12 protein-coding genes are annotated in these 15,434 nt (G+C 73.4%); 6 read left to right on the plus strand and 6 right to left on the minus strand.

What is annotated here, in order from left to right; genetic code table 11:
* Positions 1-11: 11 nt before the first annotated feature.
* The gene (locus AC5677_RS14180) at positions 12-998 is read right to left on the minus strand and encodes a hypothetical protein (RefSeq protein WP_497195405.1); all 987 of its coding nucleotides are present in this window, start codon (positions 996-998) and stop codon (positions 12-14) included.
* Between the two features lie 319 nt (positions 999-1,317).
* Positions 1,318-2,457 (minus strand): ROK family transcriptional regulator, encoded by a 1,140-nt coding sequence (locus AC5677_RS14185; protein ID WP_497195406.1) that lies wholly within the window; start codon positions 2,455-2,457, stop codon positions 1,318-1,320.
* Positions 2,458-2,550: 93 nt separating this feature from the next.
* Here AC5677_RS14185 and AC5677_RS14190 point away from each other — a divergent pair, with 93 nt between their 5' ends.
* On the plus strand, positions 2,551-3,666 hold the full coding sequence (locus AC5677_RS14190; protein WP_497195407.1) for a Gfo/Idh/MocA family oxidoreductase: 1,116 nt from the start codon (positions 2,551-2,553) through the stop codon (positions 3,664-3,666).
* Positions 3,667-4,080: 414 nt separating this feature from the next.
* Here AC5677_RS14190 and AC5677_RS14195 read toward each other — a convergent pair whose 3' ends face one another.
* The 3 genes from AC5677_RS14195 to AC5677_RS14205 all read right to left on the minus strand — a co-directional run bounded on the left by AC5677_RS14195 (position 4,081) and on the right by AC5677_RS14205 (position 6,469).
* Positions 4,081-4,938, minus strand: a complete 858-nt coding sequence (locus tag AC5677_RS14195) for a fumarylacetoacetate hydrolase family protein (RefSeq protein WP_497195408.1) — start codon at positions 4,936-4,938, stop codon at positions 4,081-4,083.
* 139 nt (positions 4,939-5,077) lie between these two features.
* Positions 5,078-6,055 carry a YidC/Oxa1 family membrane protein insertase gene (locus AC5677_RS14200; RefSeq protein WP_497195409.1) on the minus strand — a complete coding sequence of 326 codons (978 nt, stop codon included), beginning with the start codon at positions 6,053-6,055 and terminating at the stop codon, positions 5,078-5,080.
* A gap of 108 nt (positions 6,056-6,163) precedes the next feature.
* Positions 6,164-6,469 (minus strand): DUF6412 domain-containing protein, encoded by a 306-nt coding sequence (locus AC5677_RS14205; RefSeq protein WP_497195410.1) that lies wholly within the window; start codon positions 6,467-6,469, stop codon positions 6,164-6,166.
* A gap of 154 nt (positions 6,470-6,623) precedes the next feature.
* Here AC5677_RS14205 and AC5677_RS14210 point away from each other — a divergent pair, with 154 nt between their 5' ends.
* The 3 genes from AC5677_RS14210 to AC5677_RS14220 all read left to right on the plus strand — a co-directional run bounded on the left by AC5677_RS14210 (position 6,624) and on the right by AC5677_RS14220 (position 11,068).
* The gene (locus AC5677_RS14210; protein WP_497195411.1) at positions 6,624-8,672 is read left to right on the plus strand and encodes an AMP-dependent synthetase/ligase; all 2,049 of its coding nucleotides are present in this window, start codon (positions 6,624-6,626) and stop codon (positions 8,670-8,672) included.
* A 183-nt stretch (positions 8,673-8,855) separates the two neighbouring features.
* Complete coding sequence (locus AC5677_RS14215) at positions 8,856-9,503, plus strand: DUF4142 domain-containing protein (protein ID WP_497195412.1); 648 nt, start codon at positions 8,856-8,858, stop codon at positions 9,501-9,503.
* A gap of 44 nt (positions 9,504-9,547) precedes the next feature.
* The gene (locus tag AC5677_RS14220) at positions 9,548-11,068 is read left to right on the plus strand and encodes a DUF1996 domain-containing protein (RefSeq protein WP_497195413.1); all 1,521 of its coding nucleotides are present in this window, start codon (positions 9,548-9,550) and stop codon (positions 11,066-11,068) included.
* A gap of 485 nt (positions 11,069-11,553) precedes the next feature.
* On the opposite strand, the gene AC5677_RS14225 is transcribed toward AC5677_RS14220, so the two are convergent.
* Positions 11,554-12,354: a PucR family transcriptional regulator gene (locus AC5677_RS14225; protein WP_497195414.1), complete on the minus strand. Its 801-nt coding sequence runs from the start codon at positions 12,352-12,354 to the stop codon at positions 11,554-11,556.
* A 610-nt stretch (positions 12,355-12,964) separates the two neighbouring features.
* Here AC5677_RS14225 and AC5677_RS14230 point away from each other — a divergent pair.
* Positions 12,965-13,780 (plus strand): hypothetical protein, encoded by an 816-nt coding sequence (locus AC5677_RS14230; RefSeq protein WP_497195415.1) that lies wholly within the window; start codon positions 12,965-12,967, stop codon positions 13,778-13,780.
* A 48-nt stretch (positions 13,781-13,828) separates the two neighbouring features.
* Positions 13,829-15,367: an NADH-ubiquinone oxidoreductase-F iron-sulfur binding region domain-containing protein gene (locus tag AC5677_RS14235; RefSeq protein WP_497195416.1), complete on the plus strand. Its 1,539-nt coding sequence runs from the start codon at positions 13,829-13,831 to the stop codon at positions 15,365-15,367.
* Positions 15,368-15,434 lie beyond the last annotated feature (67 nt).

Genomic DNA, 15,434 nt, shown 5'->3' on the forward strand with positions numbered 1-15,434 from the left:
ATCACGAAGGATCAACGGCGCAGGCGGCGGGCCCCGGCCAGCAGGAGGGCCCCGGCGACGAACAGGCCGCCGGCCGCCACGGCGAGCGCCCGCACCGGCCCCTGGGCGGTGGCGGCGAGTTCGGGCGGCGGGGCGGAATCCGGGGGTGGGGCCGCTTCCGGGAGCGGGGCGGATTCCCCGGGCGGGAGGGATTCCGGGGGCGGGAGGGATTCCGGGGGCGCGGCGGAGTCATCGGGCGCGGCGGACTCCGGGGAGCCGGGTGCCGCGGAGGCGCCCGGCCGGACGGCGAAGCGGTAGTCGCCGGACTGGCCGATCCATTCGCCGTCGCTGCCGCGGCGCTGGACGGTGGTGACGTTGGCGGTGACCGGGCCCGGGACGGTGTCGGCGGCGAACCGCAGCCGGATCGGGACGGTCACCCTCCCCATGGCCGGTACCGTCAGCCCGCCACCGGGGGCGCGGCCCCGCCCTCCGCTGCCCGGCTCGCCGCTCTCCGCGGACTGGCCAGTCTTGGCGGACTTGGCGGACTTGGCGGACTCGGCGGACTTGGCGAACACCCCGATCTGTTCCTCGTGATCGGTGGCCTCGAAGGGGACCGGGCGCCAGTCGCCGCCGGCCGGGTCGCGGTACTCCAGCCGGATCCGCTCGGGCCGCAGGCCGTGACGGGCCGCGCTCAGGACGACGATGGGGTGGACGTCCTCGCAGACCGCGTCCGTCGTGTTGCGCAGTTCCAGCTGCCAGGTCCCCCAGGCGCCGCCCGCCGTGTAGACGGACGGGCCGCCCTGGACCCGGGAGTCGATGGGGAAGCTCGGGCTGTCCGGGCGGCCGCAGGAGAGGGTGGGGACGGGCCCGGCCGGCTGGGCGCTGGCGAGGGCGGTGGTGGTGCCCAGTACGCCCGAGAGCAGACCCGCCGCGAGCGCGGTACGGGCGGTGCGGTGCGCCGTACCGGAGACGAGCATCTGGCGTACGGTGCGCGGACGTCGTGCGCCGGGCGGGTGCATGGCGTTCCTCCGCTGCTCGAAGGGCTCGGGGCCGCGGGTGCTCCAGGGGCTCGGGGGCGCGGGGCTCGGGGCCGAGGCCGGGCCCCTCACAAGAGGCTGCCATGCCCGCCCCGCGGCACCGGACGAGCGCGACGGCGCTTGCGCCCGACCGGCCGACGGATCCCGCCTTATCAGCTGACTTTCCGTCGATCACGGTTGGCCGCCGTCAGGCGGACCCCGACGCCTCCCGGACGAGGACGCGGGAAGAGGACGCGGGAAGAGGTCGCGGAAAGCGGACGCGGGAAGCGGACGCGCGAATATCCCGCTGCACGAGCTCCCGCTATACGAGATCCCGGCTCGCCGCGAGGGCGGGATGCCGCGGCCCGAACAGCGGCGCCAGCACCAGCTGCGCCGCCCCGTCCACGACCGTCCGTGCGCCGCCCCGGGCGAGCGCGACCGGCACCGCGGCCGCGGCCCCGCCCCGGGTACGGGCCCGCTCGCCGAGCACTTCGGCCACGCCCGCCACGAACCCCTCCGGCTTTTCCCATACGGTGCGCCCGCCGAGCAGCACGCGGTCCACGTCGAGCAGTTCCACCAGATTGGCCGCGCCCACTCCCAGCACCCGCGCGGCCTCCGCCAGATCGCCGCACGCCACCGCCGCCAGGCACAGCGCCTCCACACAGCCGCGCTTACCGCACCCGCACACCGGGCCGTCCAACTGCACCACCTGGTGACCGAATTCCCCGGCCCCGGTGCGCGTCCCGCGGTACAGCCCGCCGCCCAGCACCAGCCCGGCGCCCAGCCCGGTCCCCAGATGCAGATACGCGAACGACCCGGCCCCCTCCGATATCCCCTGCGCCAGGCCGAGGGCCGCCGCATTGGTGTCCTTGTCGAGCACGACGGGCAGGCCGAGCCGTTCGGCGAGCGCGTCCCGCAGGGGAAAGCCGTCCCACTGGGGCGCGCCGGTGACCCGGTGCAGCACCCCGGCGGTGTGGTCCAGCGGGCCGGGGCAGGCGACGCCCACCCCCAGGACGAGCGGGTCGCCGGCCCCGGCCCGTAGCGCGGCGACCTCTCGTTCGACGGCGGTCAACACCTGCTCGGCGCCCGCCTCGAAGGCGAGCGGGGCGCGGCGCACGGCGACCGGCTCGCCCGCGAGATCGGCGAGCACGGTGGTGAGCTCATCGCGATCCAGGTGGAGCCCGATGGCGTGCCGGGCACCGGGGACCAGCCGCAGGACCGTGCGGGGCTTGCCGCCCGTGGAGGCGCGGCGGCCCGCCTCGCCCGCCAGGCCGTCGTCCCGCAGCCGCGCGGTGATCTTGCTGACGGCCTGCGGGGTCAGCCCCGTGGCCGCGGCAAGCTCCAGACGGCTCACGCCCTGCTCCCCCGCCGCCCGCAGCAGCCCGAGCACCAGCGCGGCGTTGTGCCCGCGCAGCGCGGGGAGGTTGGCGCCCGGGTGGCCCACCGTTTCGTTACTCGTCACCCACCCATTGTCCCCACCACTTGCGCTTTGGCAACAGCGTTGCTTAAGTGGAGTCCCATGAGCAAGTTGAGCGACTTGAGCGAAATGAGTGAGATGAGCGAGCCGCGAGCCGCCGGGGACCCCCACGGCGCCCCCCACCCACCGCTCCGCGTCGGCCTCATCGGCTACGGCCTGGCCGGCTCGGTCTTCCATGCCCCCCTGATCGCCGCCACCGACGGCCTGGTCCTCGACACCGTCTCGACCTCCAACCCGGAGCGCCAGGCGCAGGCCCGCGCCGAACACCCGCAGGTCCGTACGGTCGACAGCCCCGAGGCCGTCCTCGGCCGCGCCGCCGACCTCGACCTGATCGTCCTGGCCAGCCCGAACAAGACGCATGTCCCGCTCGCCACCGCCGCCCTGAAGGCCGGGCTCCCGGTGGTCGTCGACAAGCCGCTCGCCGCGACCGCCGCCGAGGCCGAGGAGCTCGCCGCGCTCGCCGCCGACCGCGGCCTGCTGCTCTCGGTCTTCCAGAACCGCCGCTGGGACAACGACTTCCGCACCGTCCGCAAGCTCATCGAGGACGGCGCGCTCGGCGACATCCGGCGCTTCGAGTCCCGTTTCGAACGCTGGCGGCCGCAGCCCAAGGGCGGCTGGCGCGAGTCCGGCGACCCGGCGGAGATCGGCGGGCTGCTCTACGACCTCGGCAGCCACCTCGCCGACCAGGCGCTGACCCTCTTCGGCCCGGTCGTCTCCGTATACGCCGAGGCCGACATCCGCCGTCCGGGCGCGGAGGCCGACGACGACACGTTCATCGCGCTCACCCACGCCAACGGCGTCCGCTCCCATCTGTGGGTGAGCGCCACCACCCCCCTGCTGGGGCCCCGTTTCCGGGTGCTGGGCAGCAAGGCGGGCTACACCAAGCACGGCCTGGACCCGCAGGAGGCCGCGCTGCGCGAGGGGCTGCGGCCCGGCACCGAGGGCGTGGAGTGGGGCGTGGAGCCGAAGTCCGGCTGGGGCCGGCTCGGCGCGGGGGCCTCCCCGCGGTCCGGCGGCGGCGAGCCCGTACCGACCCTGCCCGGCGACTACCCCGCGTACTACGCCGCGATCGCGCGCGCCCTGCGGGAGGGCGGTGATCCGCCGGTCACCGCCCTGGAAGCTGCGGCCGCGCTGCGGGTGTTGGAGGCGGCGAAGTTGTCGGCGGCCGAGGGCCGTACGGTGCGCTGCGCGTAGCCTGCGCCCCACGTTTTCGGCCCCTCCGCTGCGCTTTGCCTGGGCCGACGTTTCCAGCTTGCCCGCCGTGGGGCTGTCTCGCCGTTGCGCCTGCGGCGGGCGGTGCCGCTTGCGCGGGGCTGTTCGGCCGCGGGACCGGGCCTCCGGACTCCGTCCTGCGGCCCGCCCCCTCCCCGTTGGGGGTGGAGAGAAGGACGGCGGGGGCGGACGTCGGTGGTCAGGTGTGCCTGGTGGACACGACCACCTGCACCCGACACGGAACGCCCGCCCCCACCGGCTCTTCCCACCCACCCACGGGAGGGGCCACCCCGCAGGACGAAGTCCGGAGGGGTGGCACCGCACCCGACAAACCCACGCCCGCCGCAGGCGCAACGGCGAACAACCACCGCGGCGCCGCAGCCGACAACGTGGGAATCAGGCCGAGCGCAGCGCCTGCCGCTGGCGGCCCAAGCCGTCGATTTCCAGTTCCACCACGTCGCCGGCCCGCAGATACGGCTTGGGTTCGGGCTGGCCCATGGCGACGCCCGCCGGGGTGCCGGTGTTGATGACGTCGCCGGGGTAGAGGGTCATGAACTGGCTGACGTAGCGGACCACCTCCGCCACCGGGAAGATCTGCTCGGCGGTGGTGCCGTCCTGTTTGAGTTCGCCGTTGACCCAGAGGCGGATGCCGAGCGCCTGCGGGTCGGGGACCTCGTCGGCGGTCACCAGCCAGGGGCCCAGCGGGTTGAACGTCTCGCAGTTCTTGCCCTTGTCCCACTGGCCGCCGCGCTCTATCTGGAACGCGCGCTCGGAGACATCGTGCGCCACCGCGTATCCGGCGACCGCGGCGAGCGCCTCCTCGTCGCTCTCCAGGTAGCGGGCGGTGCGGCCGATGACGACCGCCAGCTCGACCTCCCAGTCGGTCTTCTCGCTGCCCCGGGGTACGAGCACCGTGTCATCGGGGCCGACGACCGTGTCCGGGGCCTTCATGAAGATGATCGGCTCCTCGGGGGTCGCGGCCCCCGTCTCCCGGGCGTGGTCGTGGTAGTTCAGCCCGATGCACACGACCTTGCCGATCCCGGCCACCGGGGCGCCGGTGCGCAGCCCGGCGGCGTCGAGTGCGGGCAGCTCGCCGGACGCGGCGGCGGCGCGGATCCGCGCCAGCGCCCCGTCGTCCGCGAGCAGTGCCCCGTTGATGTCCGGGACCAGGCCGGAAAGGTCCCGCAGGACCCCGGCCTCGTCGAGCAGCGCCGGGCGTTCCGCCCCCACCGTTCCGACACGCAGCAGCTTCATCGGTACAACTCCCGTGGTCGAAGGGTCGGCCCGGGAAAGGTCTTCCTGGGCCGGCCGATGGGGGACGGCCATCGGGCGATTTGGTCGATCGTCCAAGAACGGGGTCCAGTCCGCAAGACCCCGTTCAGGGAGTGGACCGTTACTGAGGGGTAGTAACGGTTTCCGGTGGGGTGGGTTCCGCGGTCCGGGTGCCGTTCTCCGCCCGCTTGGCGTGGTGCTGGGCGCCGGCCGCCCGCTTCCGTGCGGCGCGGGTCTTGGGGGTGCGCCGCTTCGCCGGGCCGTTGTGCGGCGGTGTCTTCCGGTCCGTGCCGGGGGTGGCGGCATCCTTGGCGGGGAGGGCGCCGGTCTTGGTCCGGGCCGCGGCGTCCGCCGGCTCCGGCTTCTCGCCGTCGGCCCGCTTCGGGTCCCGCTTCCGGTGCAGCAGCGCCCGCTCACAGGCCGTCCAGGTCGTCGTCGTCACCATGTAGAGCCCGGCGGCCAGCGGCACCACGGCCACGGTGATCAGCGTGCCGAACGACAGCAGCGGCATCACCTTCGCCATCCCGCCCAGGCCGGGCAGCGCGGGGGCGCCTCCGGGGACCGGTGCTGGGGCGGCGGCCGTCGCGGCCCGTGCGCGGCGGAAGTTCCAGGTGGCGACCGCGGCGATCAGGACGAACAGCGCGAGATAGACCCGGCCGTGCGGCCCGAACGGCCCGCCGTCGGCGAGCGCGTCGCTCCAGTGCCCGCCGAGCGGGGCGCCCAGCAGGGTGTGGCCGAGCAGGGCGCCGCCCCCGGTGGAGAAGAGGTGGTACATGACGAAGAAGACGGGGAGCTGGAGGAGGGTGGGCAGGCAGCCGGCGAGGGGTGAGGCGCCGGTCTTGGCATAGAGGTCGGCCATCGCCTTCTGCAGGCGCTCCGGGTTGCCCTTGTGCTTGCGCTGGAGGGCGGCAAGCTGCGGGGCGAGGGCGGCGCGGGCCTTCTCGCCGCGGGCCGCGGCGCGGGCGAGCGGGTGCAGCGCGGCGCGTACGGCGAGGGTGAACAGAACGATGGCGGCGGCCGTGGCCGCGGTACCGAACAGCGGGGTGAGGGCGTCGGCGCCGCGCGCCAGCCCCTCACCGAGGAAGTCGAAAACGGACATGGATGAGCCCTCCACGGGTCTCGTCGTGCCGGGAGATGGTGCGGAAGCGGCGTGACGAGCGGCGTGGACGCAGGGGGAACTGCGGGAGGCGCGGTACGAACCCGGCGTCTACGCGGCCGTCGGGAGGGAACGGCCCGGTGCCCGGGGACGCGGGCGGCCGGCCGCGTCGGGATCGCGTTGCGGCAGGAATGCCGTACGGCGCTCGCGGTCGCGGATGGCCGTACGGATCCGGCCCGGCGGCAACGGCCGGGCGCACACGGCGAGCAGGAAGGCGCTGCACAGCAGCAGGACCGCGGCGGTGGTGGCGGCGGCCGTCAGAGCCGACGTCAGGCCCGTCTGGGCCAGCAGGAGTCCGGCGAGCAGGAAGAAGAGGGCAGTGGTGTACAGGCGCCAGGCGTCGGCGATGCGGTACATCCCTGCCCCTCCTCGCGCACGGTCCTTGTCGTCTTCCGCTCAAGAGTAGCCCGGGATCTGGGCAGCCGGGAGACCGGCCGGTAACTTGCCCTCCCTGCCGCCAGGGACGGGCGGCGGAGCAGGGGGAATCAAGGGGGAACACCTAGGAGGTGCTGTGCGCGACATCAGCGTTCCGGCCCTGGCGGCGCCGCTCCGGACCGGCGGCCTGGCCGACTCCGTCTTCGACACCGCCGCCTATCAGCCGGACTTCGTGCAACTCGCCCGCCGCGACGCCAGAGCCCCCGGGATCTGGCGGGATGTGACGGCGGCACAATTCCGCGACGAGGTCATGGCGCTGGCCAAGGGGCTGCTGACGGACGGGGTCCGGCCGGGCGCCCGGGTCGCGGTGATGTCCCGTACCCGCTACGAGTGGACGCTGTTCAGCTATGCCCTCTGGGCGATCGGCGCGGAGCTCGTACCGGTCTATGCGACCGCCTCCGCCGAGCAGTTGCGCTGCATCCTCGCGGGCGCGCGGGTCTCCGCGATCGTCGTCGAGAACGAGGTGGGGGCCATGACCGTGGCCGCGGCCTGCGACGAGACGTCGGGGCTGCGGCGGCTGTGGCAGCTGGACCGGGACTGCGTCCGGCGGCTGACGGAGGAGGGCACCCGGCTGACCGACGCGGATGTGCACCGGCTGCGCCGCGCGGTCACCCCCGGCTCCGTCGCCGCGATCGTGCACACCTCGGGGACCACGGGGATCCCCCGCGGCTGCGTGATCACCCACGCGAACCTCGCCGCCGAGTGCGACACCCTCTACGCGGGCTGGGGCGGCCTCCTCGCCGCCCCGGGGAAACGCCCCTCGCTGCTGGCGTTCCTGCCCCTGGCGCACATCTACGGGCTGATGGTCCAGGTGGCCTGTCTGCGCGGCGGGGTGCTGCTCGGCCACCAGCCGGATCTGACGTCGGACGCGCTGCTGGCGGCGCTGGCGTCGTTCCGGCCGACGTTCCTGTTCGCGGTGCCGTACATCTACGAGAAGATCTGCGACCGCGCCCGTATGGCCGCCGAACAGGCCGGACGGCGGCGGATGTTCGACGCGGCGATGGCGGTGGCGGTGCGGTACGCGGAGGCGGTCGCGGCGCAGGCGCAGGGCGGGCGCGGCCCCGACCCGTTCCTGCGGGCGCGGCACGCGGTCTACGACCGGCTGGTGTACTCCCGTATCCGGGAGCTGCTGGGCGGGCGGGTGCGCACCGGGGTCTCCGGGGGCTCGCCGCTGCTGCGGGAGCTGGGTCTGTGCTACGCGGGCGCCGGGATCACCGTCTACGACGGATACGGCCTGACGGAGACCACCGGGGCGATCACCGTGCAGCCGCCGGGACGGGTGCGGTTCGGGACGGTGGGGCTGCCGCTGCCGGGGAGCGCGGTGCATCTGGCGCTGGACGGCGAGGTGTGGGTGCGCGGCCCGGTGGTGTTCGCGGGCTATCTGGACGAGGGGGACGCGCCGGGCGGCGGGCTGTACGACGGCTGGCTGCCGACCGGTGACCTCGGCCATCTGGACGACGACGGCTATCTGGTCATCACCGGCCGTAAGAAGGACATGATCATCACCAGCGGCGGCAACAGCGTGGCCCCGCAGGGACTGGAGGAGCGGCTGCGCAGCCATCCGCTGATCTCGCAGTGCGTGGTGGTGGGCGACAACCGGCCGTATGTGACGGCGCTGATCACCCTGGATCCGGAGGCGCTGGCGCACTGGCGGCGGCTCGACGCCGGACGGGACGCGGCGCAGGGCGCGGACGACGCGCAGGGTCCGGACGACGCGTACGGCCTGGGCGATGCGTACGGCCAGGGGGATGCGTACGGCGACGGCGCGTACGGCCGGGGCGCCGGCGGCCGGGCCCCGGACGGCCCGGACCCGTCGCCGGAGGCGCAGGTACGGGCCGAGGTCCGGCGGGCGGTGGCGCGGGCGAACAGCGCGGTCTCGCGCGGCGAGTCGATCCGCGCGTTCCGCATCCTGCCGGGCGAGTTCAGCGAGGAGGACGGGCTGATGACCCCGTCGCTGAAGCTGCGCCGGGCGGCGATCGTCCGGGCGTATGCGGCGGAGATCGACGCCATGTACGCGCAGGGGGAGCGCGAGGTGCGCGCAGCGCGCCTGCAGGGCGAGCGCGAGGTGCGCACCTCGCGCGCGCAGCGGCGCCGGGCGGCGGCCGCGGGACCGTACGCACGCTGAAGCCCCCGCCGCTCCGATGACCGGGCCCGCACGCGGACCGTAGCAGCGCCGCGCCGGGCCCGGCCGTTATTTGTCCAGGGGTGAGGACCCCGGGCCATGGGCCCGGCCCGGCACTTAGCGTCCGGTGGCATTCCGGTGGGCCCCAGCCGGGGGCCCACCACGGAGACGAAACCGGGAGGCCATGTGCGGTCGATCATCAGCAACTCCGCAGCATCCGGGCGGACCATCGCCACCGGACTGGTCGTAGCGGCGCTCGTGGCCACGCTCGCGGCGCTGCTGCTGCCCGTACAGCTCTTCGGTGAGACGGCCGCCGCGGCCACCAACACCGTCTCGTACGACGACGACGGCGGCGGCACGGTCACCACCCGCTTCGGGCCGCTCAGCCCCATGGACCGGGACTTCGTGCGCAAGGTCAGGCTGGCCGGGCTGTGGGAGATGCCCGCGGGCCGGCAGGCCCAGGAACGCGGAAAGACCGCCGCGATACGTACCGCGGGCAACCACCTCGTGGCCGGCCACACCGAACTCGACCGACGGTCGGTGGAGGCCGGGCGGGCGCTGGGCATCGCGCTGCCCAACCAGCCCACCCCCGAGCAGCAGGGCTGGCTCGCGCAGCTCAACTCCGCCTCGGATGCGGAGTACCCCGCCCTCTTCGCCGAGCTGCTGCGCCGGTCCCACGGCAAGGTCTTCGGGCTGATCGCGCTGGTCCGCGACCAGACCCGCAACTCGATGGTGCGCGCCCTGGCGGACAAGACCAACTCCACCGTGCTGGACCACATCACGGTTCTGGAGAAGACCGGCCAGGTCGACTTCAACACGCTGCACAGCAGCTGAGCCGCCCGTTACCCCCCTCACACCGGACGAAGCGAAGTGATCTCATGAAGCAACGTCAAGGCCAACAGGGCCACAAACGCTCACGCCTGACGACCAGAATGATGGTGGGGGCCGCCGCGCTCCTGCTGGGCGGCGGCGGGCTGGCGGCGGTCGCCACCACGGCGCTGGCCGGCAACGCCGAGCCCGACTCGGCCGCCGGCCATCAGCACACCGTCGTGGCCACGACCATCTCGTGTCCCGACGTCGGCGAGAAGCTGCGGCAGGTACCGCACAGCGCCCAGCTCCAGGTCTCCAGGGGCCTGGCCACCCTCGACCGCCAGGTCCACGACGCGTACCACAAGTGGATGGCGGGCGGCGACAACACCGTCCTCGTCACGCTCAAGCGGCAGCGGTGGCACACCATCGGCACGATGGTCAGCGCGATCGACAAGAGGGCACAACGACCGGACTACCTGATGAAGATGAGCGGCTGCACCACCAAGCCGGTCGACGAGGGTGCGGGCGCCGGCGGTTTCGACTCCACGAAATCCACCGCGAACGGCTGGTACCAGGGGCAGAGTCCGCAGCAGGGCCAGCAGCCGCAACAGGGCCAGGACCAAAGCCAGCAGGGCCAGAACCAAGGCCAGCAGGGCCAGGACCAGGGCCAGCAGCAGGGCCAGGGGCAGCAGCAGGGCCAGCCCGGCGGCCCCTCCCCCGACGACTTCGTCGACATCAACAACGTCCAGCCGAACGCGGACGCCCCGCCGTTCGCCGCCCCCAACGGGGGCAACGCGACGACCGGTACGTTCACCACCGAATGCGGCCGCAATGAGGACGGCCATTTCAACCCCGACAACGTCATCGTCACCCCGGGCGTCAGCAACGGCGCCCACCACACCCACGACTACGTCGGGAACAAATCCACCGACGGCTCCTCCACCGACGAGTCCCTCGCGGCCTCCGACACCACCTGCAACAACGGTGATCTGTCCACCTACTACTGGCCGGTGCTGCGCAAGCTCGACGGCCAGGCGGAGCAGAAGCCGGGCGCCGCACAGGACGCCAACGTCGGCTCGGTGCTGACCCCGGCCACCGTCACCCTCACCTACCGCGGCAGCCAGGCCGGCCAGGTCCGGGCGATGCCGCGCTTCCTGCGCATCATCACCGGCGACGCCAAGGCCTTCACCAACGGGACGGCCAACGCCAACGCCTCCTGGAGCTGCACCGGTTTCGAGGACCGGCAGCTGAAGGACAAGTACCCGCTCTGCCCCCAGGGTTCGCAGGTGGTCCGTACCTTCGCCTTCCAGAACTGCTGGGACGGCCGTAGCACCGACAGCGCCAACCATCGCACCCACGTGACCTTCTCGGACCGCAACGGCAACTGCCCGCAAGGCTTCACGGCCATACCCCAGCTGGTGGAACGCCTCACCTACGACGTGCCGCAGGGCAACAGCTTCGCGGTGGACAGCTTCCCCGAGCAGCTGCACAAGCCGGTGACCGACCACGGCGACTTCATCAATGTGATGCCGGACGACCTGATGAACAAGGCCGTCGACTGCATCAACCGGGGGCAGAAGTGCACGTGAGGCCGGACGGACGCGTGAGGCGCTGAACCGCTGAACCGCTGAACCGCTGACCGTACGCTCCGCAGCCCCTACGGGAGAGGGGAACAGATCCCGTAGGGGCTGCGCGGGCCCCCTGCTGGGCCACAACGCGGCGGCCCCGAGCCGGTATTCCCGGGCTCGGGGCCGCCGTTGGCTTGTCGGTGGTGCGGGCCGCTCAGGTCGTGGGGGCCGCTGAGGTGGTGCGAGCCGCTCAGGTCGTGGGGGCCGCTCAGGTTGTGGGGGCCGCTGAGGTGGTGCGAGCCGCTCAGGTGGTGCGGGCCGTATCGCCTGCGCCGGCTGTGTCGGTTGTGCCGACCGTGCCGGTTGCGCTGACCGTGCCGGTTGTGCCGGATGCGCGGGCCGTCTCGCTTGCGCCGGATGCGCGGGCCGTCTCGCCTGCGCCGGTTGGGCCGCCCGTATCGGTTACGCCGGCCGTACCAGCCGTGGAACCGATTACCCGCCGCCCGTCAAAGGCCGTTCACCCGGGCCTCCCTCGCCATTCCCAATGGTCGGATGGCTGAGGCCACGGTACGGGCGCGGCGGCCGACGCGGGCGCGGTAGCTGCGGACATGGGCCATCAGGCGGCGGCTGCGGAGCGCCATTTCCAGCTCGAAGCGGGAGCGGGGGTCGCGGAGGACCGGGCCGAAGAGCTTCTCGATCTGGCGCAGGCGGTAGCGGACCGTCTGCGGGTGCACATGGAGGAGTTTGGCGGCTTCGGGCGCGCCGCCCCCCTCCAGCCAGGCCAGCAACGTCACTTCCAGGCGTTCGCTCTGACGCGGTGTGAGTTCCTCCAGCGGGCCGAGCCAACGGGAGGTCAGGGCGTCGGCGAGGGACTCGTCCTGGAGGAGGAGCAGCGCGGACAGGTGGTCGTCGACGAAGGCCGCCCGCGACTCGGGGCCGACCCGGCTCGGGGCCAGGGTCAGCAGATAGCGGGCCCAACGCAGCGACGACGCGGCCTCGGTGGCCGGTACGACGTGCCCGACGGATGCGGCCCGGCCCTTGAGTGCCGCCTCGAGGCGGGCCCGGGTCTGGGTGGCCGGGTCGGGGACGAAGAGGCAGGTGTCGCCCGCCACGGTGCCGATGAGCGCATGGCCCAGGGCGGCGGCCAGCTGGGGCGCCTCGGCCGGCGTCGCGAGGACGACGGCCTGGACGGTGTCCGGAACCGGCCAACCGGCCGCGCGGGCAAGGTCGTCCAGGCCCCCTTCCGGTACCTCTCGTCGCCCGGCGAGGACGTCGAACAGGTCCTGCCGGGCCTTTGCGACAGGCATCGGTGTGACCACCGACGATACGGCCGGAGGTTTACTTCGCGACTCTTTTTGGTACCCGAGACATGTCAGCAGGGCCTGTTCAAGTGCCCATTGTGCGTCTTCTACGGGCGTATTACCGAGAAGTGCCGCCATTGCGGGAAATCCTCGCTGCAGCTCCGCGACGACCTTCTCCGCAAAGTCCGGGATTTCCCTTCTCACCACGTGGGTCCACTCGCCCTGGGGGCGTGACCAGATGTGGTTGAGGAGATCACACATCGCTACCTCGATCCTGGCGGGGATGCGGCTGGGGCAGGCGCTGAACTCCCCCGTACGCCTGAGTCGGCATCATCGGGACTCTGCGCGCGCGACCGCGATGCCGGTGCCGGAATTTGTCACAGCACGATAAAGCTTACGAAAGCCCAACGCCGTTCGGAGATGCTTTTGCACATCCGGATTACGGCCCTGTGTATTCACCCGATCACTGAATGTTCAGTGTTACCGGGGGTTACGTAAAAGTGTTACCGGGGGTCACCGGAACAAAAGCCACGGCGCAAATGCCCGCGCAATACCGCCGTCAGGAGATTTCGTCAACATTTGCGCCCGCAACCCTGCCTCGCCACCGGGAGGTCCGATGCCCGCGCCTCGTCTGCAGAGCCGGCAGAGCCGGTCAAGTCGCCGGAGCGGATCAAGTCAGCAGATCCCAGACGGACTTACGAGCCGTCATGCGCGCCGTCCGCGTTCCTCGCCGGCTCCACCCCGCCCCCGGCGGCCGCCCGGAGAACCCGCGCCGCCGCGGCGGCGCGGCGCCGCGGCCGGCGGCAACTTCGCCACCACCGCCGCCACAACGGCCGTACTGCGCCCCGCACTTCCGGCCGCGCTGCTGCTCTTCCTCGCCGTCACCGTGCACTCCGGTGCGATGGACACCGCGGTGCGGTTCCTGGACTTCGGCGCCGGGGTGCTCGCCCTGGTCTCGCTGTCCGTCACGGTGCTGTGGGGACTGGCCGCCACCGACCGGATGGTGCTGCACTCGGGCCACCGGCTGCTCGCCCAGGCCGTGCACCGCGGCACCGGCATCGCCGGCCTCGGCTTTCTCGGCCTGCACATCTGGGTGAAGATCGCCGAGGGCCACACCGGCGCACTGTCCGCCGCGGTGCCCTTCACCGACGGCGCCCGGCCCTTCCTCATCGGCCTGGGCACCCTCGCCGCGTATGTCTTCATCGCGGTCGCGGTGACGGGCGCGGTGCGCGGCGCGTTCACCGGCATCGCCGGCTCCCGCTGGTGGCGGGCGCTGCACATGAGCGCCTACGCCGCCTGGGCGCTGGCCCTGGTCCACGGCCTCAAGTCCGGCCGTCAGGCCGCCGGCTGGGCGACCGCCGGATACGCCCTGTGCCTGGCCGCGGTGGCCGTACGGCTCGCCCTGCGGCTGCGCGCCGCACGCCGCGGCTGACCGCCCGGGACACACAGGCACCAAGAGCAGGAAACTCAGGAGAACCCCATGACCGCCCCCGCCCCCACCCGCCCGCTGCCCGTCGTCCCCACGCCCGAACCCCTGCCGACGCTGGCCTCCTTGGGGCCGCCGCGGCTGCTGGCCGGGCTCGACGAGGCGCCGCGCCTGGACCGGGTGGCACACCTTTCCCGGCACGGCGGACTGCCCACCCTCACCTCGCAGGAGCTGGTGGCGCTGGCCGAGGACACCGATCTGCGCGGCCGCGGCGGCGCCGGCTTCCCCTTCGCCCGCAAGCTGACCGCCGTCCTGGACGGGATGCGACGCTCCGACGGCAGGGCCGCGGTGGTCGTCAACGGCAGCGAGGGCGAGCCCAGTTGCCTCAAGGACACCGCGCTGCTGCTGCACGTACCGCATCTGGTGCTGGACGGCGCCCTGCTCGCCGCCGAGGCGCTCGGCGCACAGGAGGTCGCGATCGGGGTGACCCGGGCGGACGTGGCCGATTCGGTGCAGCGCGCCATCGACGAACGCGGCCCGGTGCGCCCGGCGTTACGGGTCACCCTGCTGACGGAGCGGTTCGTCACCGGCGAGGGGTCCGCCATGACGAACGGACTGGGCGGCGGGCCCGGCCTGCCGTCGGGCCGCAAGATCCGCTCCAGCGAACGCGGCCTCAACGGCCTGCCGACCCTGCTGTCCAACACCGAGACCTACGCCCAGCTCGCGGTCGCCGCCCGGCTCGGCGCGCTCGGCTACCGCACCACCGGCCTGCCCGCCGAGCCCGGGACGCTGATGCTCACCGTCGCCGGCAACCGGGTCGTGGAGGCCCCCTACGGCGTCCCGCTCGCCCGGGTCCTCGCGCTGTGCGGGCTGGACCAGGGGCAGGGCGTGCTGATCGGCGGCTACCACGGCACGTTCATCTCCCCGGCCGACGCGGCGACCGCGACCCTGTCTCGGGATGCGCTGGCCGCCCATGACGCGGTGCTGGGCGCCGGGGCCGTGCTGCCGCTGCCGCACGACACCTGCCCGGCGGGCGAGACCGTACGGGTCGCGCGCTGGATGGCCGCCGAATCGGCGGGGCAGTGCGGGCCGTGCGTCCTGGGCCTGCCCGCGCTCGCCGACCAGCTCGACCGCGCCGTGCGGGGCGGCGGGGACGCCGCCCTGGAAGCCGTGCAGGCCCGGATGCGCGCCGTGGAGAAACGCGGCGCCTGCAGCCACCCGGACGGCACCGCGCGCTTCGTGGCCTCGGCCCTCGCCGCCTTCCCCGAGGAGTTCGAGCGCCATGCGCGGGGGTTCGGGTGCGGCCGCCCGGTGACCGGGGCGCTGCCGGTCACCGGGCACCAGCCGCTGCCCGCCACCACACCCGTCCCGTCGCGGTCACCGGCACCGCCGCAGGAACGGCTGCTGGTCGACTGGACGCTGTGCCGCGGCCACGGCCTGTGCGCCGATGTCGTACCCGGCATCGTCAAGCTCGGCCCGGACGGCTATCCGCAGCAGGCCAGCATGCCGATGCCGGCCCGGATGCGGCGCCGGGCGCAGCTGGCGGTACGGCGCTGCCCGGCGCTGGCGCTGCGCGTCCAGGACGGCAACTGACCGCGCCCGTTCCGTTTTTGTCAGCCGGGAGCAATTTTCCCGGCCGCTGAACGCGGCGCCCCCACCG

This window comes from Streptomyces sp. JLSY215 (genome assembly GCF_059682825.1).

Bases quoted from the DNA above. Each gene is read 5' to 3' on its own strand.
- AC5677_RS14180 (WP_497195405.1), bottom strand. From the start codon at position 998: ATGCACCCGCCCGGCGCACGACGTCCGCGCACCGTACGCCAGATGCTC.
- AC5677_RS14190 (WP_497195407.1), top strand. From the start codon at position 2,551: ATGAGCGAGCCGCGAGCCGCCGGGGACCCCCACGGCGCCCCCCACCCA.
- AC5677_RS14195 (WP_497195408.1), bottom strand. From the start codon at position 4,938: ATGAAGCTGCTGCGTGTCGGAACGGTGGGGGCGGAACGCCCGGCGCTG.
- AC5677_RS14200 (WP_497195409.1), bottom strand. From the start codon at position 6,055: ATGTCCGTTTTCGACTTCCTCGGTGAGGGGCTGGCGCGCGGCGCCGAC.
- AC5677_RS14205 (WP_497195410.1), bottom strand. From the start codon at position 6,469: ATGTACCGCATCGCCGACGCCTGGCGCCTGTACACCACTGCCCTCTTC.
- AC5677_RS14220 (WP_497195413.1), top strand. From the start codon at position 9,548: ATGAAGCAACGTCAAGGCCAACAGGGCCACAAACGCTCACGCCTGACG.
- AC5677_RS14225 (WP_497195414.1), bottom strand. From the start codon at position 12,354: ATGCCTGTCGCAAAGGCCCGGCAGGACCTGTTCGACGTCCTCGCCGGG.
- AC5677_RS14230 (WP_497195415.1), top strand. From the start codon at position 12,965: ATGCCCGCGCCTCGTCTGCAGAGCCGGCAGAGCCGGTCAAGTCGCCGG.
- AC5677_RS14235 (WP_497195416.1), top strand. From the start codon at position 13,829: ATGACCGCCCCCGCCCCCACCCGCCCGCTGCCCGTCGTCCCCACGCCC.